We start from the raw sequence: 20,865 nt of genomic DNA on the forward strand, positions 1-20,865 counted from the left end.
TTGCTGCATGGCACGTTGCTTATGGGTGGCGCGCCATGGAGCATGAAGCTCTGATGTCGTGGCCGGTTTGCGGGGGCAGGCCATGGTGGCACGGGTCAATACGGTTGCATTTCAGGGCATAGAGGGTGTGCCGGTCGAGGTGCAGGTCATGGTCGCACCTGGAAGGGTCGGAATCCAGATCGTTGGCCTGCCGGACAAGGCAGTGGCCGAAAGCCGGGAGCGGGTGCAGGCCGCCCTGCATGCCTCGGGTCTGGCGCTGCCGGCAAAAAAAGTCACAGTCAATCTGGCCCCTGCCGATTTGCCGAAGGAGGGGTCGCATTTCGATCTTCCCATCGCTTTGGGTCTCATGGCCGCTTTAGGGGCCATACCGGCGGAAGCGCTGGCAAAATATGTGGTTCTCGGCGAACTCAATCTCGATGGCACCATCGGTATGGTTTCGGGCGCTCTGCCTGCTGCCATTGGCGCCAATGCACTTGGCAAGGGACTGATCTGCCCGGCCGAAAGCGGACCGGAGGCAGCCTGGGCCGGAGCCGGTATCGATATTCTCGCCCCGCGCAGCCTCATTGCGCTCGCCAATCATTTTCGCGGCACCCAGCTCCTGTCGCGCCCGACGCCCGCTATCCGCGCCAATCCCGTCAATCTGCCTGATCTTGCCGATATCAAGGGGCAGGAGAGCGCGAGACGGGCGCTGGAAGTAGCGGCGGCCGGCGGCCATAATCTGCTCATGGTCGGTCCGCCCGGGTCGGGCAAATCCATGCTCGCGGCGCGCCTGCCTTCCATCCTGCCACCGCTCGAGGCGGCGGAGTTGCTGGAAGTTTCCATGGTTCATTCCATCGCCGGCCAATTGTCCGGCGGCAAGCTTTCGGACCGCAGACCGTTTCGCACGCCGCACCATTCCGCCACCATGGCAGCGCTGATTGGCGGAGGATTACGTGCCAAACCGGGCGAGGCCTCGCTTGCCCATCACGGCGTTCTTTTTCTCGATGAGTTCCCGGAATTTTCACCACAGGTGCTGGATGCGCTTCGCCAGCCGCTGGAGACGGGCGAATGCATCATTGCGCGGGCCAATCACCGCGTCAGCTATCCGGCGGAAATCCAGCTCGTCGCGGCAATGAATCCCTGCCGCTGCGGTATGGCGGGAGAGCCGGGTTTCACCTGCGCCCGCGGCCCGCGTTGTGTGACGGATTATCAGGCCCGCATTTCCGGCCCGCTGCTGGATCGCATCGATATCCGTATCGACGTTCCCGCTGTCTCCGCCGCCGATCTCATTCGCCCCGTGGCGGCCGAGCCGAGTGCCATGGTGGCCGCCCGTGTCGCCCGGGCGCGCTTTGCGCAGCAGGAACGCTATGCGGCGGCAGGATTTCCCGCCATTCGCACGAATGCCCGCTGCACGACGACCCTGATAGAAAAATATGCCGAGCCGGATGCGTCCGGGCTGCAATTGCTGCGCGACGCGGCCGAGAGGCTGAAATTTTCCGCGCGCGGTTATCATCGCATTCTCAAGGTTGCCCGTACCCTGGCCGATCTGGATGGCAAACAGACGGTCGGCCGCATCCATGTCGCCGAGGCCGTATCCTATCGTATCGCGGGCGAAAGGCTGACGGCGGCGGCCTAGAGCATTTCCGGGGAAAGTGCGAAGCGGTTCTAAGTCCGGAAAATGCGTGAAAACAAAGAGCTAGAGTAGGGTCGGCGACTCCGTCTAAACAGGATGTGCACTAAAAGGCCGCCCGTCGTGCACCGCCTGAAAATCAATGTGCCGCCAGCGGGGCCAGCGGCACATTGGAATATTCGCGAATCTGGCACGCGATCACGCCGCGCCTGAAGGCGTGGCTTAAAGCCCAAGCCCCTCGAAAAGCGCCGTCGAAAGGTAACGTTCCGCGAAGGAAGGAATGATGACGACGATGTTCTTGCCAGCATTTTCCTCGCGCGCGCCTACCTTGATCGCCGCCGCCAGCGCGGCACCGGAAGAGATGCCGACAGGCACGCCTTCCAGTTTCGCCACCAGACGGGCCGTTTCGAAAGCCTCGTCATTGGTAACGGTGACGATCTCGTCATAGATTCCGGTGTCGAGGATAGCGGGCGCAAAGCCTGCGCCGATGCCCTGAATCTTGTGGGGGCCGGGATTGCCGCCGGAAAGCACAGGGCTATCGGCGGGCTCGACCGCAATGACCTTTACCTCCGGCTTGCGGGATTTCAGCACCTGGCCCGTGCCGGTAATCGTGCCGCCTGTGCCGATGCCCGAGACTAGAATGTCGACCGTGCCGTCAGTATCGTTCCAGATTTCTTCGGCTGTCGTCCTGCGGTGAACATCCGGATTGGCGGGGTTTTCGAACTGCTGCGGAATGATGGCGTCGGGCAGTGTTTCTGCCAGTTCCTGCGCCTTGGCGATCGCGCCTTTCATGCCCTTGGGGCCTTCGGTCAGGACCAGCTCGGCGCCAAGCAGGGCCAGCATTTTCCGGCGTTCGACCGACATGGTCTCCGGCATGGTCAGGATCAGCCTGTAGCCCTTGGCAGCGGCGGCAAAGGCGAGCGCGATGCCGGTATTGCCTGATGTCGGCTCCACCAGCGTCGTTTTGCCGGGGGTGATCTTGCCCTGCGCTTCCAGGGCCTCGATCATGGCGACGCCGATGCGGTCCTTCACGGAAGCGATGGGATTGAAAAATTCAAGCTTGGCGAGAAGATTGGCCTTCACGCCCTTCTCCTTCGCCAGCTTGTCCAGCCGCACGATCGGCGTATCGCCGATTGTTTCCGTGATGGAGGAATAGACGCGTCCGCGTCCGGGCTTTCTGGCTTCGGGCATGATGCTCTCCTGTATGAAGGCCACAGAATAGTGACCGCAAGATTTGAGCGGCAGAATAGGAGCAATCGTCGCGTCAATCTAGCGAACGTTCATCCTTATATGGCTGGTTTAATGGAAAAATTTCACGATAAAACAGCCAAATGCACGAATTTATTTTAGGTGCTGCGGATCGCGATCATGGTCGCCGTTCCGGCCAGAATACCGGCCGCGGTGCGGTTGAGGATCGTCAAGGCGCTCGGCCGTTTAAGCAGGTTACGTGCCTTGGCTGCGAGCAGGATGTAAGGCAGCAGAACCGCCATCAGCACGACGAAGGTGATGGCGAGAAGTGTCGCATATTCCGACGGCCCGATCATGCGGATATCGATCAGCGTCGGCACCAGCGCCACGTAAAACAGCATGGTTTTGGGATTGCCAAGCGTGATCAGCAGGCCGGACAGGAAGGACATGGGCATGCTGGTGCTCTTTTTAGCCTTCAGGTCCTGCGGCAAAAGGCCGGCGGTCCAGAGCTTCCAGGCGATGTAGAGGAGATAGGCCGCGCCCGCGAATTTCAGGACCATGAAGGCCTCCTGAAAGGTCTGCGCCACAAAGGCGAGGCCCAATATCACGCCGGTCAGGTAGATCATGTCGCCCAGCACCAGCCCGAGGCCCATGAAGAAGGTTTCCCGGAAGCCCGATCCCAGCGCCCGCGCCACGATTGCCGTCATGCCGGGACCAGGAATGGCGGCGGCGATGAAGAGGGCGGTGGCATAGGCAAGCAGGGTCGTCAGCGTCATAGTCGTCTTTCCCGGAAATCCGCTAAATCCATAGCGAAATCGCCGGGTAAAAACAATCGGATCATAGAGGCCCGCTGGTCAGATTCCTGTCGAACCGAAACCGCCGGCGCCGCGCGCTGTCTCGGATGTCTCGGTTACTTCACTGACGACAACCTGCGTTACGGGAGCGATCACCATCTGGGCGATGCGCATGCCGCGCTCGATGACGAAATCATCCTGCCCCAGATTGGCGAGAATGACCTTCACTTCGCCGCGATAATCGCTGTCCACCGTGCCGGGGGAATTGAGGCAGGTAATGCCGTTCTTGATGGCGAGGCCGGAGCGGGGGCGGATTTGCGCCTCATAACCTTGCGGAATTTCGAAAACGAAACCTGTCGGCACGAGCGTCCGTTCGCCGGGTTTGAGGGTCAGCGGTTCACCCAGAGGCACCGCCGCGCGCAGGTCCATGCCGGCCGCGCCACGGGTTTCATAGGAAGGCAATTCGAGGTCTGCGCCATTGGCGAGACGGACGAGCCGGAGGAGGGGTCTATTGTCGTTTTGAACGGTCATGGGGCATTAGTTTGCCGAGATCGCGGCAAGGTCAATTGCAAAAGCGGGCCTGAAACGCTAGATACCCCGCAATTCCACAGGATTTGTCAGATGGCCGAAACACTTGCCGAGGCGGTCTCCCGCCGCCGCACCTTTGCTATTATTGCGCACCCGGACGCGGGTAAGACCACGCTTACGGAAAAACTGCTGCTGTTCGGCGGAGCGATCCAGCTTGCCGGTGAGGTGAAGGCGAAAAAGGATCGCATCCAGACCCGTTCGGACTGGATGAAGATCGAGCGTGAGCGCGGCATTTCGGTCGTCACCTCGGTCATGACCTTCGAATATAACGACCGCGTTTTCAACATTCTCGATACGCCCGGCCACGAGGATTTCGCCGATGATACCTACCGCACCCTGACGGCGGTGGATGCGGCGATCATGGTCATCGATGCCGCCAAGGGTATCGAACCGCGCACGCTGAAGCTCTTCGAAGTCTGCCGCATGCGCGATATTCCGATCATCACCTTCATCAACAAGATGGACCGCGAAAGCCGCGATCCCTTCGAGATTCTGGATGAGGTGGAAGAGAAGCTCGCGCTCGATACCGCGCCGATCACCTGGCCGGTCGGACGGGCGAAGACTTTCTGCGGCGCCTATAATCTCGCTGAAAACACCTTCCGCGGCAACGATACCCAGGTGGACGGGCTGCCGGTGAACGGCCCCCAGGCTGTTGCCGACCGCCTGCCGGAAAATGAACGCCACCTTTTTGTTGAGGAAACCGAACTGGCGCTGGAAGCCTGCCGTCCTTTCGATCGTCAGGCATTTCTCGAAGGTCACATGACGCCGGTTTTCTTCGGCTCGGCGCTGCGCAATTTCGGTGTGCGTGATCTCATCAATGCGCTTGGTGACTTCGCGCCGCCGCCGCGCGATCAGGTGGCCGATACCCGCACCGTCCATGCGGCTGAAGAGAAAATGACGGCCTTTGTCTTCAAGATTCAGGCCAATATGGACCCGAACCATCGTGACCGTATCGCTTTCGCCCGCATCTGCTCCGGCAAGCTGGAGCGTGGCATGAAGGCGCGGCTTGCTCGCACCGGCAAACAGATGGGCCTCACTGCGCCGCAATTCTTCTTCGCCTCGCAGCGCCAGCTGGCCGATACGGCCTTTGCGGGCGACGTGGTCGGCATCCCGAACCATGGCACGCTCCGCATCGGCGATACGCTGACCGAGGGTGAAAACCTCGTCTTCCAGGGCGTACCGAACTTCTCGCCGGAAATCCTGCGTCGTGTGCGTCTGGAAGACGCCATGAAGGCCAAGAAGCTGAAGGAAGCCCTGCAGCAGATGGCGGAAGAGGGCGTGGTTCAGCTCTTTTCCCCGGAAGACGGTTCACCCGCTATCGTCGGCGTTGTCGGCGCGCTGCAGCTCGACGTGTTGAAGGAGCGTCTGATGGGCGAATATGGCCTGCCGGTCTCCTTCGAAATGTCGCGCTTTTCCGTCTGCCGCTGGATTTCTTCCGATCAGCCGGCGGAAATGGACAAGTTCCTCAACGTCAAGCGCGGCGATATCGCCCGCGATCTGGATGGCGATCCGGTGTTTCTGGCGCAGGACGCTTTCTCGCTCCGCTATGAGTCCGAGCGTTTTCCGGCGATCAAGATGGTCGCGATCAAGGAATATCACGTCGCCAAGGCGGCGTGATATCAGCCGGATTGCACTTTGTATGCCAAGGGCCTGAAGCATTTTCAGGAAAAGTGCGCAGCGGTTTTCCGTCCGGAAATGCGGAAAAACAAAGAGATAGAGCATTGAAGGTGATTATTCACCGGAAATGCTCTAGTTTCCCCGTTAAACGGGAAACTGGTCCGGTATCATGACGCTTTCAGGCAAACATATTCTTCTCATCATCTCCGGCGGCATCGCGGCCTATAAGAGCCTTGATCTCATCCGCCGCCTGAAAGAGCGCGGCGCGAAGGTGACGCCTGTGATGACGAAGGGCGCACAGGAATTCGTCACGCCGCTTGCGGTCGGCGCACTGTCCGCCACCCACGTTTTCACCGAGCTTTTTTCCAGGCAGGACGAGCAGGATGTCGGGCATATCCGGCTTGCGCGCGACTGTGACCTCGTGCTGGTCGCGCCCGCCACTGCCGATCTGATGGCAAAGATGGCGCATGGGCTGGCTGACGATCTTGCCTCCACGATCCTTCTGGCGACTGATCGCAAGGTGCTGGTCGCACCTGCAATGAACCCGAAAATGTGGTCAGCCAGGCCGACAGCGCGCAATATCGAGACGCTGAAAAAAGACGGCGTGTTTTTCATCGGCCCCATGGCGGGCGAGATGGCGGAAAAGGGCGAGGCGGGTCTTGGCCGCATGGCGGAGCCTTTGCAGATTGTTGAGGCCGTGGCGGCGCTGCTCGACGCCGGGCCGAAGCCTCTGAAGGGCAGGACGGCCATCGTCACCTCCGGCCCCACCCATGAACCGATCGATCCGGTGCGTTATATCGCCAACCGCTCCTCCGGCAAGCAGGGTCATGCCATCGCAGCGGCGCTGGCTGAACTGGGAGCCCAGGTCACGCTGGTCTCCGGTCCGGTCACCATTGCCGATCCGGCGGGGGTGGCAACAATCCACGTTGAGCGCGCCGAGGAGATGCGCGATGCGGTGATCTCCAGACTGCCGGCGGATATTGCCGTCATGGTCGCGGCCGTCGCCGACTGGCGGGTGGCAGGCGCGTCGGAACAGAAGATCAAGAAGCAGCCGGGCGATGCCCCACCGGCGCTGCAACTGACGGAAAACCCCGATATTCTCAAAACCGTTGGCCACCATGAAAAGCGCCCGAAACTGGTGGTGGGTTTCGCCGCCGAAACGCAGGATGTCGAAACGAACGGCCGGGCCAAGCTGGAACGTAAGGGTGCGGATTATATCGTCGCCAATGATGTGTCCGCCGAAACCGGCATCATGGGAGGGGACCGCAACAGCGTGAAGATCATTTCGGCCGACGGTGTCGAGGCTTGGCCGGATCTGGACAAGGCAGACGTCGCAAAACGCCTGGCGGCCCTTATCGCGGAGAAACTGGCATGAGCCTGTTCGATCAAAAGACCTTCGACCGGGTGCTCGGCGAATGGCCGGGCGTGCGTTTTGTCGATCAATGGGATTCCCATGTCGCCAAGGTCGGAGACAAGGTCTTTGCGGTGCTGGGAGAGCGAGTGGATTGGCGGCTTGTGGTGAAATGTTCGGAGGAAAGCTTCGAAATCCTCACCTCACTGGAAGGTATCGGTCAGGCGCCCTATTTCGCCAAACGCAAATGGGTGTCGATTGCCGACCATTCGCCGCTGGAGCACGAAGAGCTGGAGCATTATGTGCGCCGCTCCTACGAACTTGTCGCAGCCGGCCTGACGAAGAAGCTGCGGGGCGAACTGGGCATAGTGACCGACACCACGCCCACGATATAGTTTTTCGTTTCAGTTGACCTTCTTGTCTTTGCCGATGATCTGGCGGACGCCTTCCTTGGTGAAGGGTTGCAAAAGCTGCGGCACAAATCCCTTCGCGATCTCACCCTTGATGCCGATATCGGTGGAAGAGGGCCGATCCGGATTGTGATAGGAGCCGAAGATCACATCGAAGATGACGAGATTCTCGCCGTAATTGGTGTTTCCTTCCGGAAGCTGCTTTGAATGGTGCCACCGGTGCAGCCGCGGCGTGCTGAACACGTAGTCGAGCAGGCCGGTTTTCATGTCGACATTGCAATGGGTCAGAATGCCGATGAAGGCGGTAACGGCCCCAAGCCACCAGAAAACCTGCAAAGGTGCGCCCATGAAATAGAGCGGTATCTGGCTGAGCGCGATCTTGAAAAGCGAGTCCGCCACATGAAAGCGGCCCGTATTGACCACCCACAGCCGCACAACGCTGTGGTGCAGGGCATGGAAACGCCAGAAGAACACGGTTTCATGCGCGATGCGGTGGGCCCAGTAGAGACCGAATTCGGCGATGGTGACCGCAAGTGCGACCTGAACCACCATCGGCAGATCGGACGGCCACATGTCGAACCGCATGGCTGCAAGCGGTTGCAGCACATTGGCGGTAACCATTGGAAAGATTGCCCCCGCAACGGCGGCAAGCTGGACAAGACCCTTGGTCAAAAGTGTGTGGCCAATGCTGGTTGCGGTCTCACCGTCACCCTCAAGCCATTCGACCTCATAGGGAATATAGCGTTCAAGAAGAAACAGGGCCATCACCGCACAGGCATAGACGGCGAGGAACCCCGTTATCGGGTGGCTGCTCGTGAAGGCGACATAGGAGCCGGCAAGGCCGGAGAAAAACACCATCGGCCACGAAGCGTAGGTAAGGACCTGTTTTATTGCCTGAGTTTTTGCCATGAATCTCAATTCCCGTCCGGCAATCATCTAACATCCAACCAGCGGCGCAACTCCTCGCAGGATCGCGGTTGCCCGTCGCTGAAGCGCCCGTCCCGGCAGGGATCGGTTCGCATTGGCCGCGTCGGCCGATAATAGTCCCATTCCCTGCGGCCATGCCTCTCGGTGCGCCGCAGTTCACGCTTCAGCTCGCCGCAACTGCGCGGTTTGCCATCACTCATGCGACCATCCTTACAGGGGTCGTAAAACACATGTTCCGCCATCACTCCCGGCGCTGACACCGGCGGAAGGCTGAGGAATATCGAAGCCGCCAGAAACGTGAGCAATCTCATCGGTCACCTGTTCCGTTAAAAGATCAGGTGACTATTCCTCGTTAGATTGCATGAGCATGGCATGCTTCGATCATATTGGTCGGGCAGAGGCTTCCAACCTTGCGTGCTGACCCTCCACGTTCGGCTAACCCTTAACTGATTCGGATTGCAATATAGAGAAGCGTCAGCGCAATCACCCAGAGCGCAGCTCGTCCCCATCTGGTATGTCGCGCTTCCGCCTTGCCGATGGCTTCCGCCGTCTGGGCGTCGAAACGCAGGCCGTTTTCGCTCATATACATCAGGTCCGAATGAAGCTTCTCCGTCTTGGCAGCGATCTCGGGCGCTGCCTCCGCAAGCTTGAGAGCCGCCTTCACGCCGTCCTTCAGATCGGTGACGATGCGCTTCGGGCCGAGATTATCCCTGATCCAGCCGCCGACGACCGGATCGGCCGCCTTCCACATGTTGAAGCGCGGATTGAGCATGCGCGACACGCCCTCCACCACCACCATGGTCTTTTGCAGCATCACCAGTTCCGGGCGCGTTTCCATGTCGAAGAGTTCGGTTACTTCAAACAACAGCGTCAAAAGCTTGCCCATGGAGATCGTCTCGGCCGGCTGGCCGTGGATCGGTTCGCCGATGGCGCGGATCGCCTGGGCGAAGCTGGCTTTATCGTGATGACCCGGCACATAACCGGCCTCGAAATGCACTTCCGCCACGCGCATGTAATCGCGGGTGATGAAGCCGTAGAGGATTTCGGCGAGGAAACGGCGCTCCTTTTTGCCGAGGCGTCCGGCAATACCCATATCGACGGCGACGATCTCGCCCTCAGCATCCACGAAGAGATTGCCGGGATGCATATCGGCATGGAAAAAGCCGTCACGCAGCGTGTGCCGCAGGAAAGACTGGATCAGCGTGTCGGCGAGCTGATTCAGGTCGTGACCGGCGGCCTTCAGCCCCTCGATATCCGACATCTTGACGCCGTCGATCCATTCCATGGTGACGACATCGCGGCCGGTGCGTTCCCAGTCGACCTCGGGAACGCGGAACCCGGGATCGTCCTTGGTGTTTTCCGCAAGTTCGGAAAGCGCGGCGGCCTCAAGCCGCAGATCCATCTCGATCTTGGTGGTCTGTTCCAGCGTGCGCGTCACTTCAACCGGGCGCAGGCGACGGGCGGAGCGGACGAAACGCTGTTGCAGGTCGGCGATCAGATACATCGCCTCGAGATCGTTCTGGAAGCGCTGGCGTACACCGGGGCGTATGACCTTGACGGCCACCTTGCGCGGCCCTTTCGGCGTATCCACTATGGCCGGGTGAACCTGGGCGATGGAAGCGGCGGCGATCGGATCGCCGAATTCCCTGTAAAGCTCTGAAACCGGGCGCCCGAGCGAACCTTCGATATTGGCCTTCGCCGCGGCTGCGGGAAAAAACGCCATGCGGTCCTGAAGGCTCGCGAGATCATCGGCAAAATCAGCTCCGACGACATCAGGCCTTGTGGCCAGAAACTGACCCATCTTCACATAGGAAGGGCCAAGCCGCTCGACAGCCGTGGCCAGCCGGTCGCTGCGCTGCGCCCGCTTGGCCTTGCTGCGGGCGAATGGCTTCAGCACCGCTTTCAGCAATTGTGCTGGTGCAGGCAGGTCATCGGACGGCAGTGCCAGCACAACGCCTTCGCGCACGAGAACCCAGCCAACCCTTGCGAGGCGGAAATATGCGCCCAAAGTGCTCATGCTTATGCCTGTCTCCTGCTCTTGCCGGCCATTATCTTATAGCTTCCAGCCGGAATGCAGGGCGGCGATGCCGCCGGTGTAATTCGTATAGGTCACGCGGGAAAAGCCTGCGGTGCGGATCATCGCCGCGAAATCCTCCTGATTGGGGAATTTGCGGATCGACTCGACCAGATATTGATAGGGCTCTGCATCGCCGGTGATCATCTTGCCGAATTGCGGAATGGCGTTGAACGACCATGCGTCGTAGACACGGTCGAGCAACGGCATTTCGACTTCGGAGAATTCCAGCACCAGCAGCCGCCCGCCACGCTTGAGCACACGGTGAGCCTCTTTCAGCGCCACATCGATGCGCGGCACGTTGCGAATGCCGAATGCGACCGTATAGGCATCGAATGTGTTTGCCTCGAAGGGCAGCTCCTCGGCATTCGCCTCCACGAAGGTCAGATTGTCAGAAAGCTTCTTTTTCGCCGCGCGCTCCTCGCCAACCGCCAGCATAGAGCCGTTAATGTCGAGAACGGTGGCATGCGCCAGACGATTGGAGGCTTCAACGATGCGGAAGGCGATATCGCCGGTGCCGCCCGCCACGTCCAGAACCTTGTAGGAGGCATCCTTGCGCGGCGAAAGCGAGGAGACCATGGCGTCTTTCCACAAGCGGTGCATGCCAGCCGACATCACGTCGTTCATGATGTCGTAACGCTTGGCCACCTTGTGGAAGACCTCGTTGACCAGCCCCTGCTTCTTGCCTTCGTCCACCTTGTGGAAGCCATAGGACGTTTCCATGCCGCCTTGGGCAGTGGTACGGGCGTCGGTCATCGTCTGTCTCCATATTTATTGCGTGGCGGACCATAGCGGAAACGCCATGGCGACGCTATCTGTTGCCGCATCGCCTGGGCGCGACATTTCGCGTGCACTGTATAGACCACATGGTCCTAACGATAAACTGCCGGATAAGCCAGATGCCAGAATTGCCAGAAGTCGAAACCGTCAGACGCGGCCTTGCACCAGCCATGGAAGGGGCAAGCATCCGCAGGCTCCATCTCGGCCGTCCCGATTTGCGCTTTCCGTTTCCAGAGGATTTTGCGGCGCTGATCGAAGGCAAGACAATCATATCGCTCGGGCGCCGGGCGAAATATCTTTTGATCGAACTGGAGGACGGGCTGACCATCGTCGCTCATCTGGGTATGTCCGGCTCATTTCGTATTGAGGCAGAGATCGATGGGGCCGGTGACAGGGACGCGCCCGGCGCGTTTCATTATGCCCGTTCGAAAGACGGCAAGCATGACCATGTCGTCTTTCATCTCGATAAGGGAGAAGAGCGCGTCTGCGTCATCTATAACGATCCGCGCCGCTTCGGTTTCATGCATCTTGTCGAGCGCAACAAGCTCGACCTTTACCCTGCTTTTGCGGAGCTCGGCCCGGAGCCGACAGGCAACACACTGAGCGCCGATTATCTGGCGAGCCGGTTTGACGGCAAAAGCCAGCCTTTGAAAAGCACGCTGCTGGATCAGAAGATCATAGCCGGCCTCGGCAATATCTATGTCTGCGAGGCGCTGTGGCGCGCGCACCTTTCACCTTTGCGGGCGGCGGGAACGCTGGTGACGAAAACCGGCAAGCCGAAACCGCAGCTCGTCGACCTCACCGAAAAAATCCGCGACGTGATTGCGGACGCCATCGCCGCCGGCGGTTCTTCCCTGCGCGACCATATACAGACGGATGGAACGCTTGGTTATTTCCAGCATTCCTTTTCGGTCTACGATCAGGAAGGCCAGCCTTGCCGGACACCCGGCTGCGGGGGTACGGTTGAAAGGGTGGTGCAGGCTGGTCGTTCGACCTTCTATTGTGCTGCCTGCCAGAAATAGCTGAGTTGGAATAGCGGAGAAGGGGAGACTGCCGTGGATTATGAAACGATACTGGTGGAGAAACGCGATGAGGTGGGCGTCATCACGCTCAATCGCCCCAAGGCGCTCAACGCTCTCAATTCGGTGCTTCTGAAAGAACTGCGGCACATTCTTTCCTCTTTTTCCGCTGACGATTCCATCGGTGCGATCATCATCACCGGATCGGAAAAGGCATTTGCCGCAGGCGCCGACATCAAGGAAATGCAGGGGCTGGATTTTGTCGACGCCTATGTCGGCGACTTCCTCGGCGGCTGGGAAGAGGTCGCATCGACACGCAAGCCGGTCATCGCCGCAGTCTCCGGCTTTGCGCTGGGTGGCGGGTGTGAGCTGGCGATGATGTGCGATTTCATCATCGCTTCCGACACGGCGAAATTCGGCCAGCCGGAAATCACGCTCGGCGTCATTCCCGGCATGGGCGGCTCGCAGCGGCTGACGAGGGCCGTGGGCAAGGCGAAGGCCATGGATCTGGTTCTGACCGGCCGCATGATGGATGCGGCGGAAGCCGAGCGCGCCGGTCTCGTGTCGCGGATCGTGCCGGCTGCAAATCTCATGGATGAGGCAGTGGAGGCTGCGACACGCATCGCCTCGCTGTCGCGCGCTTCCGTCCTCATGGCCAAGGAAAGCGTCAATCGCTCCTTCGAGGTCCCTCTGGCGGAGGGGCTCAGATATGAAAGACGATCCTTCCAGTCGCTCTTTGCAACAGCGGATCAGAAGGAGGGCATGGCGGCCTTCGTCGAAAAGCGCAAACCCGCTTTCCGGAATCGCTAAGGATTCGGAATATCGGCGCTTTTAAGCGTTTTGCGCGTTGACGGGCGTAAGCTTTAGCGGTATATGCCCGCCCACGGTTAAGGAAAGCCATCCGGCTTGTCCGAAATTACTCCCGCATTCTTGGGTTACGTGAGGTCGTCGAACGACCCGATCCTGTGGTTGCGGAATTTGGTTTGAATTCGAAGAGAGGCATACATGGCCAATACAACTTCGGCGAAAAAGGCGACCCGCAAGATCGCTCGCCGTACCGCAGTCAACAAGGCTCGCCGTTCGCGCGTTCGCGGCTTCATCCGCAAGGTCGAGGAAGCGATTGCTTCGGGCGATCTGGCAGTAGCCACCGAAGCTCTGAAGGCAGCTCAGCCCGAGATCCAGCGCGCCGCCACCCGGGGCGTTCTGCATGGCAACACCGCATCCCGCAAGGTGTCGCGTCTCGCACAGCGCGTTAAGGCCCTTTCCGCCTAATCCGGCTAATCACAAATAATTATTCTAAAAGCCTGGTCTTTTGACCGGGCTTTTTGTGATTCTAACCACCTGTTAAGCAATCCTGCCGTAACGTGACAAACGCGTGTCAGATGGACGACAGGAAATATTAAATAAAAACAATAGCTTGCCGGAGGTGTCTCTGGAAATGGGAGGCTTTCTCTACGGAAGTCCCGACGAGTTTTGAGTCAAGAAGATTTTTATTTTTTTGCCAAAATCGCCTCTTAAAAAATGCCAAAATTGAATCTCATTGATTCATAAGCGATTCTGCTTCGGACCTTGCCCGTGATGCAAAACGGTCTTTGCGAGTCAATGGCCGATCTGAGTTTTTGCAGAAAAAACGCCATTGATCTCTCCCCACGATCCTGCCTAAATGCATTTCAACAAGGGGTGCGGATCGCAGTCCACAGATTATCGTGATGATCACATCGACGGTATTCACCTTCTTGCTGGCGGGTCTTTCGAGGTCCGTTTTCTCAGGTCATGGAGCTTTTTGTGCCGTTTCGGTCTCGGAACGGGCGGGAGCTTTTTGTCCTCAAGAATGCGCCTTTAGGTTGTGATGAAAGGAGCGTCTTTAGCGTGTCGCAGGCCTCTCCATGAGGGGGAGGGAAATGGGATAACCGGCTCGCAAACGAGTAGAAGCCTTTGACGTTCTTTCGAGGGGAGCGCTGAAGGCAAGAATAATACGAGGGGGATCCCTGGCGATCGATTTTTGGTCGTCAGGCTATGATTGGCAATTTGAAAGGCGGCAATATGCAATTGAATTTGGCGATGGGTGCGGTGGCTGATGGGGACCGCGCACCGAAGGCTTGTGATGCAGCTTGCTCAGATGCGGCAGGGGACAAATCGGCAATGAAGCACGATGCGCTGTTTGAACGTTTTAGCGCGCGGCTCAAGGCACAGGTTGGTCCCGAGGTCTATGCAAGCTGGTTTGCACGGCTCAAACTCCATTCCGTTTCGAAAAGCGTCGTCCGTTTTACCGTTCCGACGACCTTTCTGAAGTCCTGGATCAACAACCGTTATATGGATCTGATCACCAACCTCGTGCAAAGCGAGGATGCGGATGTGCTGAAGGTGGAAATTCTTGTCCGCTCTGCCAGCCGTCCGGTCCGTCCCGCGCAGGCCGAGGAGAGGGTGCAGCCGGTTCAGGACATGGGCACTGTTGCACGCAACAAGTCCTTCATTCCGTCGCAGCCCGCGACGACGCCTGCTGCGCAGCCCGCGGCGGCCCAGGCAACCCTGCGTCAGGGTAGCTCCGGCCCGCTGTTCGGCTCGCCGCTCGATACACGTTTCACCTTTGATACCTTTGTCGAAGGCTCGTCCAACCGCGTGGCCCTTGCGGCGGCGAAGACAATCGCGGAAGCGGGTGCTGGCGCTGTGCGCTTCAATCCGCTGTTCATCCATGCGGGCGTCGGCCTCGGCAAGACGCATCTTCTGCAGGCGATTGCCAATGCCGCCATCGACAGCCCGCGCAATCCACGCGTGGTCTATCTGACGGCCGAATATTTCATGTGGCGTTTCGCGACCGCGATCCGTGACAATGACGCGCTGACGCTGAAGGACACGCTGCGCAATATCGATCTGCTCGTCATCGACGACATGCAGTTCCTGCAGGGCAAGATGATCCAGCACGAATTCTGCCACCTGCTGAACATGCTGCTCGACAGCGCCAAGCAGGTCGTGGTCGCTGCTGACCGGGCGCCCTGGGAGCTGGAATCGCTCGATCCGCGTGTCCGTTCGCGTCTTCAGGGCGGTATGGCCATCGAGATCGAAGGTCCCGACTACGATATGCGTTATGAAATGCTCAACCGTCGCATGGGTTCAGCGCGTCAGGACGATCCGTCTTTCGAGATTTCGGACGAAATCCTGACCCACGTTGCCAAAAGCGTGACGGCAAGCGGGCGTGAGCTTGAAGGTGCGTTCAACCAGTTGATGTTCCGTCGCTCTTTCGAGCCGAACCTCTCGGTTGACCGCGTCGATGAGCTGCTGTCGCACCTCGTCGGAAGCGGTGAGGCCAAACGCGTGCGCATCGAGGATATTCAGCGCATCGTCGCCAAGCACTATAATGTGTCGCGGCAGGAGCTGGTGTCCAACCGTCGTACCCGCGTCATCGTCAAGCCGCGCCAGATCGCCATGTATCTGGCCAAGATGCTGACGCCGCGTTCCTTCCCCGAGATCGGCCGCCGTTTCGGCGGTCGCGACCACACCACGGTTCTCCACGCGGTGCGCAAGATCGAGGAATTGATTTCCGGCGATACCAAGCTCGGCCATGAGGTTGAGCTGCTGAAGCGCCTGATCAACGAAAACAACGCCTAATAAAAGCGGCCTTCGGGCCGCTTCAACCTTTTGGCAATCATACCCTGTCACGCGACGTCATCCTCGGGCTTGTCCCGAGGACCAACCACGTTTCGGAAAGTCAATCGTTTGCAGATGCTCGGGACAGGCCCGAGCACGACGCGAGGAGAGGTTTTCCGACTGCGTTGTTACCCTCAGCGGCCTCTGGGCCGCTTTTTTATTGGCTTTTCGGGTCCCGCAGGTCAGCAGGCGAGATCGGCCACCACCGCATCCAGAATGAGCATGCCGGAAGGCGTGCAGCGCAGGCGGGAATTGCCGAGCCTTTCCACGAAACCGTGCTGGAGAAGGAATTCTTCCTTTTCCGGGTCGAGATCGCGGCCGGACAGATCGCTCCAGCGGGCAAGATCGATACCCTCGCGCAGGCGAAGCCCCATCAGCAGCAATTCGTCTGCCTGCTCATCCACGCCGAGCATTTCCTGATCGACCATGCCATGGCCTTCCCGCTCAACGGTTTCGAGCCAGTTTTCCGGGTGGCGCTCGGTGGCGGTTGCGAGCTTGGAGGCGCCTCTCGTCAGGCGTCCATGCGCGCCGGGGCCAATGCCGGCATAATCGCCATAACGCCAATAGGTGAGGTTATGGCGGCTTTCCGCGCCGGGCCGGGCATGGTTGGAAACCTCATAGGCCGGCATGCCGTAACGCTCGGTGATTTCCTGCGTCGCCTCATAAAGCACGGCCGAATGCTCTCCATCCGGCACGATGAGCTTGCCTGCCTTGTGCAGCCCGTAAAAGGGCGTGCCTTCCTCAATGGTCAACTGGTAGAGCGACAGATGGTCGACGGCATAGGAAACCGCCTCCTTCAGTTCGGCGTCCCATTCGGCCACCGTCTGGTTCGGGCGGGCGTAGATGAGATCGAAGGACATGCGCGGGAAAATCTCCCGCGCCAGCCTTATGGCTTTCAAGGCATCGGCAACATCATGCAGGCGGCCAAGGAACTTCAGGTCCCGATCGTTCAGCGCCTGTACGCCGAGCGAGACGCGGTTGACACCCGCTGCCCGGTAACCGCGAAAGCGCTCCGCCTCAACGCTGGAAGGGTTCGCCTCCATCGTGATCTCGATACCGTCGGGCACATGCCAGAAGCGCGAGACGCCATCAAGAAGTGCTGCGACCGTCTGCGGGTCCATCAGCGATGGCGTGCCGCCGCCCATGAAGATGCTGGTGACGACGCGCGGGCCGCTCAATGCCCGCATATGTTCCATTTCACGGAGAAAGGCAGCCGTAAACCGTTCCTGATCCACCGGGCGGTGGCGGACATGGCTGTTGAAATCGCAATAGGGACATTTGGCCGCGCAGAAGGGCCAATGTAGATAGATCCCGAAGCCGGGATCGCCCGTATCCGGCAGAAGCGATGCGCCGGGGGCAGAAAAATGATGCTCCCCGACCATCGGGTTCATGCCTCCAGGCAGGTTTCTACGAATTTTTTAAAGGCGCGGGCGCGATGCGACAGCGCTGCCGCGTCACCCGGCTTCCAGCCGTGTTTTTCGTCCGCCGTCATCTCACCGAATGTAGTGTCATAGCCTTCGGGTTTGAAGACGGGGTCATAACCGAAACCGCTCGTTCCGCGCGGCGGCCACACCACAGTGCCCTCCACCTCGCCGCGGAAATATTCGACATGCCCATCCGGCCAGGCGAGGCAAAGCACGCTGACGAAGCGGCCAGTGCGGTCTTCCGGCTTCGATGCGCCTCGCTCGGCCAGCGCATCCTCGACCTTCTGCATCGCCATGGCGAAGTCGCGGGTGCCATCGGCCGTTTCCGCCCAATTGGCGGTATAGACGCCCGGTGCCCCATCCAGCGCATCGATGACCAGACCGGAATCGTCGGACAAGGCGGGCAGACCCGATGCCTTTGCGGAGGCAAGCGCCTTGATGGCGGCATTGTCCTCAAAGGTGGTGCCCGTTTCTTCCGGCTCTTCGAAATTCAGCTCGGCAGCCGACTTGGCAGAGAAGCCGAAAGGTCCGATCAGGTCGGCGATTTCGGCGATCTTGCCCTTGTTGTGGCTGGCGACGACGATCGTTCTGGTATCGAGCTTGCGCATGACGTTTTCCCGTGGCTCAGGCGATCGCCTGTTTCTGAAGGGCGACCAGTTCGCCGCAGCCCGTCTTGGCAAGGCTAAGCAGCGTCAGGAATTCCTCTTCGGAGAAGGGGGCGCCTTCCGCCGTTCCCTGAACCTCGACGATGCCGCCGGAGCCGGTGATGACGAAATTCGCGTCGGTCTCGGCCGAGGAATCCTCCAGATAATCGAGATCGATGACCGGCTGTTTTGCGAAGATACCGCAGGAGATCGCCGCGATATGATCCTTGAGGACCTTCTCGACCTTGATCATGTTGCGGGTTTCCATCCACTTCAGGCAATCATGAAGGGCTATCCAGGCGCCGGTGATGGAGGCGGTGCGCGTGCCGCCATCGGCCTGAATGACATCGCAGTCGATGCTGATCTGGCGCTCCCCGAGCGCCTGCAGGTCGACCACCGCACGCAGCGAGCGGCCGATGAGGCGCTGGATTTCCTGGGTGCGGCCGCCCTGCTTGCCGGAAGCGGCCTCGCGCTTCATACGCTCATGGGTGGAGCGTGGCAGCATGCCATATTCGGCGGTGACCCAGCCCTTGCCGCTGTTGCGCAGCCACGGCGGCGTCTTTTCCTCAAGGCTTGCGGTGACGAGCACATGTGTGTCGCCGAATTTGACCAGACAGGAGCCTTCGGCATGTTTCGAGAAATTGCGCTCGAAGGAAACCTTGCGCATCTGATCGGTTTTTCTGCCTGAAGGCCGCATATGATCCACTCTCCATGTTGGTTCCTGCCTTCTAAGGCGAGGCCCGGGCATTTGCAAAGCCAATTTCCGTTTTGCCGCGGCGGCGCGACGCATTATATTGATGCAAACAGGATTTGGATGACAAAGAACGGACGAGATGGGCTTTTCTGCACCGCTTTCAAAAGATCAGGCATCGCTGCTGGATGAACGGTCGCGGGAGATTTTCCGGCGCATCGTTGAAGGTTATCTCGACACGGGTGAACCCCTGGGGTCGCGCAGCCTGTCGCGGCTGCTGCCCATGTCGCTCTCGCCGGCTTCCGTCCGCAACGTGATGAGCGATCTGGAGGAGCTGGGCCTCATCTATTCGCCGCATATCAGCGCCGGGCGCCTGCCCACCCAGACGGGACTACGCTTCTTCGTTGACGCCTTCATGCAGGTGGGCGATCTGCCTGCTGAGGAACGGGCAAACATCGACCGGCAGATCGGCCCGGTCGCCGGCCACGAGCAATCGCTGGAAGGGCTGCTGACGGAGGCGAGCCGCATGTTATCAGGCATGTCGCGCGGCGCTGGCCTCGTGCTGACGGCCAAGAACGACGTCATCCTCAAACATGTGGAATTCATCCGGCTGGAACCCACCAAGGCGCTTGCCGTGCTGGTGGGCGACCACAATCAGGTCGAAAACCGCATCATCGAGTTACCTGCGGGCATTTCCTCGTCGCAATTGATAGAGGCGGCGAATTTCATCAATGCGCATCTGTCCGGCCAGACGCTGCAGGAGTTGCGAACTCAGTTCCAGAGGCAGCAGGCGGAGTTGCAATCGGAGCTCGGCACGCTGGCGCAGGATCTCATCGAGCGCGGCCTGGCCGTCTGGGCGGGCGACAATGAGGAGGGCAAGCTCGGCCGCCTCATCGTGCGCGGGCGCTCCAACCTGCTTGAGGGTCTCGCCGGCGAGGAAGACATTGATCGCGTGCGCCTGCTGTTCGACGATCTCGAGCGCAAGGAAAATCTCATTGAAATCCTCAATCTCGCGGAAAGCGGCTCGGGGGTCAGGATTTTCATCGGTTCGGAAAACAAGCTGTTTTCGCTGTCCGGTTCCTCGCTGATTGTCGCGCCCTACCGCGATGAGGAAAATCGCGTTGTGGGTGCCGTCGGCGTCATTGGTCCCACCAGGCTCAATTATGCCCGTATCGTGCCTATGGTGGACTATACAGCGCAGATCATGGCCCGCCTTTCCCGGAAGCAGAGATAGGATAAGCCCGCAAGGCCAGAGAATGCGGCAAGCTTTTCGCCGCAAGCCTTGATTTTTGCCCGTCAAACCTCGATATCGGGCGCAACCAACAACATTCAAATCTGGAGAACGTCATGACCGACGATACAAAAAAGCCCGGACCTGACGCTGATGTCGCCGAAGAGTTTGTCGAACCCACGCTTGCCGGGGAAGAGCCGTCTGAAATCGCCGAACCCGATCCGGTCGAGCTGCTGAAGTCTGAAAATGCCGATCTGCGCGACAAGTTCCTGCGCCTCGCGGCCGAAATGGACAATCTTCGCCGCCGCACCGAGCGTGACGTCAAGGACGCCAAGTCCTATTCGCTCGCCGGTTTTGCGCGCGACATGCTCGCCGTTTCCGATAATCTTCGCCGTGCTCTCGAGGCCATTCCCGATGAACTCAAGACCAATGGCGAAGCTGGTCTCAACGGCCTGATTGAAGGCGTGGAAATGACCGAGCGCTCGATGCTGTCGACGCTGGAACGCCACGGCGTCAAGAAGATCGATGCTGAAGGCCAGAAGTTCGACCCGAATTTCCACCAGGCCATGTTCGAAATCCCCAACCCGGCGGTGCCGAACAATACCGTGGTTCAGGTGGTTCAGGCCGGTTTCACCATCGGTGATCGCGTGCTGCGCCCCGCCATGGTCGGTGTCGCCAAGGGCGGCCCGAAGGCGGAGACCGCCGCATCGGCCGAGCCGGGCACCTCTTCTCTCAATGAAAAGGATGCCTGAGGCATTCTCTTCATTACCCCAATAAAAAACGCGCCTTACGGCGCGTTTATTTGTTCTATGTAAAAACGTAAAACGTAACGGGAACCCGGACGGACCGGAACGGGGAAAGGCGGAACCGGAC

General features: G+C 59.6%; 19 protein-coding genes. 10 read left to right on the plus strand and 9 right to left on the minus strand.

Annotated features, from left to right (window positions below):
* The first annotated feature begins 82 nt into the window (after positions 1-82).
* Entirely contained in the window at positions 83-1,615 is a 1,533-nt protein-coding gene (locus AGR13A_RS01235; RefSeq protein ID WP_080833240.1) for a YifB family Mg chelatase-like AAA ATPase, read from the plus strand.
* Positions 1,616-1,831: 216 nt separating this feature from the next.
* Here the strand turns inward: AGR13A_RS01235 and cysK are convergent, their stop codons facing one another.
* The 3 genes from cysK to dut all read right to left on the minus strand — a co-directional run bounded on the left by cysK (position 1,832) and on the right by dut (position 4,122).
* Positions 1,832-2,800 carry a cysteine synthase A gene (gene cysK / locus AGR13A_RS01240; RefSeq protein ID WP_080833243.1) on the minus strand — a complete coding sequence of 323 codons (969 nt, stop codon included), beginning with the start codon at positions 2,798-2,800 and terminating at the stop codon, positions 1,832-1,834.
* Between the two features lie 155 nt (positions 2,801-2,955).
* Complete coding sequence (locus tag AGR13A_RS01245) at positions 2,956-3,573, minus strand: LysE family translocator (RefSeq protein ID WP_035219278.1); 618 nt, start codon at positions 3,571-3,573, stop codon at positions 2,956-2,958.
* 78 nt (positions 3,574-3,651) lie between these two features.
* Entirely contained in the window at positions 3,652-4,122 is a 471-nt protein-coding gene (gene dut / locus AGR13A_RS01250) for a dUTP diphosphatase (RefSeq protein WP_080833245.1), read from the minus strand.
* A gap of 90 nt (positions 4,123-4,212) precedes the next feature.
* Here dut and AGR13A_RS01255 point away from each other — a divergent pair, with 90 nt between their 5' ends.
* From AGR13A_RS01255 to AGR13A_RS01265, 3 genes are all read left to right on the plus strand, one after another.
* A complete protein-coding gene (locus AGR13A_RS01255; RefSeq protein ID WP_003493465.1) occupies positions 4,213-5,796 on the plus strand; it encodes a peptide chain release factor 3 in 1,584 nt (527 codons plus the stop codon).
* Positions 5,797-5,965: 169 nt separating this feature from the next.
* Positions 5,966-7,171: a bifunctional phosphopantothenoylcysteine decarboxylase/phosphopantothenate--cysteine ligase CoaBC gene (coaBC, locus tag AGR13A_RS01260; RefSeq protein WP_080833247.1), complete on the plus strand. Its 1,206-nt coding sequence runs from the start codon at positions 5,966-5,968 to the stop codon at positions 7,169-7,171.
* The gene (locus tag AGR13A_RS01265) at positions 7,168-7,542 is read left to right on the plus strand and encodes an MmcQ/YjbR family DNA-binding protein (protein ID WP_035219269.1); all 375 of its coding nucleotides are present in this window, start codon (positions 7,168-7,170) and stop codon (positions 7,540-7,542) included. The genes coaBC and AGR13A_RS01265 overlap by 4 nt, the downstream gene beginning before the upstream one ends.
* A 9-nt stretch (positions 7,543-7,551) precedes the next feature.
* Here the strand turns inward: AGR13A_RS01265 and AGR13A_RS01270 are convergent, their stop codons facing one another.
* The 3 genes from AGR13A_RS01270 to ubiE form a co-directional block, all read right to left on the minus strand.
* The gene (locus AGR13A_RS01270) at positions 7,552-8,466 is read right to left on the minus strand and encodes a sterol desaturase family protein (RefSeq protein WP_035219265.1); all 915 of its coding nucleotides are present in this window, start codon (positions 8,464-8,466) and stop codon (positions 7,552-7,554) included.
* Between the two features lie 460 nt (positions 8,467-8,926).
* Positions 8,927-10,501 carry a 2-polyprenylphenol 6-hydroxylase gene (gene ubiB / locus AGR13A_RS01275; protein WP_035219262.1) on the minus strand — a complete coding sequence of 525 codons (1,575 nt, stop codon included), beginning with the start codon at positions 10,499-10,501 and terminating at the stop codon, positions 8,927-8,929.
* Positions 10,502-10,537: 36 nt separating this feature from the next.
* The gene (ubiE, locus tag AGR13A_RS01280) at positions 10,538-11,314 is read right to left on the minus strand and encodes a bifunctional demethylmenaquinone methyltransferase/2-methoxy-6-polyprenyl-1,4-benzoquinol methylase UbiE (RefSeq protein ID WP_035219261.1); all 777 of its coding nucleotides are present in this window, start codon (positions 11,312-11,314) and stop codon (positions 10,538-10,540) included.
* Positions 11,315-11,457: 143 nt separating this feature from the next.
* Between ubiE and mutM the strand changes: the two genes are divergently transcribed.
* From mutM to dnaA, 4 genes are all read left to right on the plus strand, one after another.
* A complete protein-coding gene (gene mutM, locus AGR13A_RS01285) occupies positions 11,458-12,360 on the plus strand; it encodes a bifunctional DNA-formamidopyrimidine glycosylase/DNA-(apurinic or apyrimidinic site) lyase (protein WP_035219260.1) in 903 nt (300 codons plus the stop codon).
* Positions 12,361-12,393: 33 nt separating this feature from the next.
* Positions 12,394-13,167 carry an enoyl-CoA hydratase gene (locus tag AGR13A_RS01290; RefSeq protein ID WP_035219257.1) on the plus strand — a complete coding sequence of 258 codons (774 nt, stop codon included), beginning with the start codon at positions 12,394-12,396 and terminating at the stop codon, positions 13,165-13,167.
* Between the two features lie 195 nt (positions 13,168-13,362).
* Positions 13,363-13,629: a 30S ribosomal protein S20 gene (rpsT, locus tag AGR13A_RS01295; protein ID WP_003493474.1), complete on the plus strand. Its 267-nt coding sequence runs from the start codon at positions 13,363-13,365 to the stop codon at positions 13,627-13,629.
* Between the two features lie 870 nt (positions 13,630-14,499).
* On the plus strand, positions 14,500-15,963 hold the full coding sequence (dnaA, locus tag AGR13A_RS01300) for a chromosomal replication initiator protein DnaA (protein WP_237681181.1): 1,464 nt from the start codon (positions 14,500-14,502) through the stop codon (positions 15,961-15,963).
* 221 nt (positions 15,964-16,184) lie between these two features.
* Here the strand turns inward: dnaA and hemW are convergent, their stop codons facing one another.
* From hemW to rph, 3 genes are read right to left on the minus strand one after another with little or no spacing between them, the layout of a single operon-like run.
* On the minus strand, positions 16,185-17,384 hold the full coding sequence (hemW, locus tag AGR13A_RS01305) for a radical SAM family heme chaperone HemW (protein ID WP_035219852.1): 1,200 nt from the start codon (positions 17,382-17,384) through the stop codon (positions 16,185-16,187).
* 5 nt (positions 17,385-17,389) lie between these two features.
* Complete coding sequence (gene rdgB, locus AGR13A_RS01310; RefSeq protein ID WP_035219255.1) at positions 17,390-18,034, minus strand: RdgB/HAM1 family non-canonical purine NTP pyrophosphatase; 645 nt, start codon at positions 18,032-18,034, stop codon at positions 17,390-17,392.
* Between the two features lie 16 nt (positions 18,035-18,050).
* Positions 18,051-18,767, minus strand: coding sequence for a ribonuclease PH (gene rph / locus AGR13A_RS01315; RefSeq protein ID WP_035219251.1), 717 nt, complete (start codon positions 18,765-18,767; stop codon positions 18,051-18,053).
* A 136-nt stretch (positions 18,768-18,903) separates the two neighbouring features.
* On the opposite strand from rph, the gene hrcA reads away from it, so the two are divergent.
* Entirely contained in the window at positions 18,904-19,995 is a 1,092-nt protein-coding gene (hrcA, locus tag AGR13A_RS01320) for a heat-inducible transcriptional repressor HrcA (RefSeq protein ID WP_035219249.1), read from the plus strand.
* A gap of 113 nt (positions 19,996-20,108) precedes the next feature.
* Entirely contained in the window at positions 20,109-20,744 is a 636-nt protein-coding gene (grpE, locus tag AGR13A_RS01325) for a nucleotide exchange factor GrpE (RefSeq protein ID WP_035219247.1), read from the plus strand.
* The last annotated feature ends 121 nt before the right edge of the window (positions 20,745-20,865 follow it).

It is taken from the genome of Agrobacterium genomosp. 13 str. CFBP 6927 (genome assembly GCA_900012615.1).
Lineage (GTDB): Bacteria > Pseudomonadota > Alphaproteobacteria > Rhizobiales > Rhizobiaceae > Agrobacterium.

Excerpts from the sequence above, each read along its gene's own strand:
- AGR13A_RS01235 (WP_080833240.1), top strand. The coding sequence starts at position 83 with ATGGTGGCACGGGTCAATACGGTTGCATTTCAGGGCATAGAGGGTGTG.
- cysK (WP_080833243.1), bottom strand. The coding sequence starts at position 2,800 with ATGCCCGAAGCCAGAAAGCCCGGACGCGGACGCGTCTATTCCTCCATC.
- AGR13A_RS01245 (WP_035219278.1), bottom strand. The coding sequence starts at position 3,573 with ATGACGCTGACGACCCTGCTTGCCTATGCCACCGCCCTCTTCATCGCC.
- dut (WP_080833245.1), bottom strand. The coding sequence starts at position 4,122 with ATGACCGTTCAAAACGACAATAGACCCCTCCTCCGGCTCGTCCGTCTC.
- AGR13A_RS01255 (WP_003493465.1), top strand. The coding sequence starts at position 4,213 with ATGGCCGAAACACTTGCCGAGGCGGTCTCCCGCCGCCGCACCTTTGCT.
- coaBC (WP_080833247.1), top strand. The coding sequence starts at position 5,966 with ATGACGCTTTCAGGCAAACATATTCTTCTCATCATCTCCGGCGGCATC.
- AGR13A_RS01265 (WP_035219269.1), top strand. The coding sequence starts at position 7,168 with ATGAGCCTGTTCGATCAAAAGACCTTCGACCGGGTGCTCGGCGAATGG.
- AGR13A_RS01270 (WP_035219265.1), bottom strand. The coding sequence starts at position 8,466 with ATGGCAAAAACTCAGGCAATAAAACAGGTCCTTACCTACGCTTCGTGG.
- ubiB (WP_035219262.1), bottom strand. The coding sequence starts at position 10,501 with ATGAGCACTTTGGGCGCATATTTCCGCCTCGCAAGGGTTGGCTGGGTT.
- ubiE (WP_035219261.1), bottom strand. The coding sequence starts at position 11,314 with ATGACCGACGCCCGTACCACTGCCCAAGGCGGCATGGAAACGTCCTAT.
- mutM (WP_035219260.1), top strand. The coding sequence starts at position 11,458 with ATGCCAGAATTGCCAGAAGTCGAAACCGTCAGACGCGGCCTTGCACCA.
- rpsT (WP_003493474.1), top strand. The coding sequence starts at position 13,363 with ATGGCCAATACAACTTCGGCGAAAAAGGCGACCCGCAAGATCGCTCGC.
- dnaA (WP_237681181.1), top strand. The coding sequence starts at position 14,500 with ATGAAGCACGATGCGCTGTTTGAACGTTTTAGCGCGCGGCTCAAGGCA.
- hemW (WP_035219852.1), bottom strand. The coding sequence starts at position 17,384 with ATGGTCGGGGAGCATCATTTTTCTGCCCCCGGCGCATCGCTTCTGCCG.
- rdgB (WP_035219255.1), bottom strand. The coding sequence starts at position 18,034 with ATGCGCAAGCTCGATACCAGAACGATCGTCGTCGCCAGCCACAACAAG.
- rph (WP_035219251.1), bottom strand. The coding sequence starts at position 18,767 with ATGCGGCCTTCAGGCAGAAAAACCGATCAGATGCGCAAGGTTTCCTTC.
- hrcA (WP_035219249.1), top strand. The coding sequence starts at position 18,904 with ATGGGCTTTTCTGCACCGCTTTCAAAAGATCAGGCATCGCTGCTGGAT.
- grpE (WP_035219247.1), top strand. The coding sequence starts at position 20,109 with ATGACCGACGATACAAAAAAGCCCGGACCTGACGCTGATGTCGCCGAA.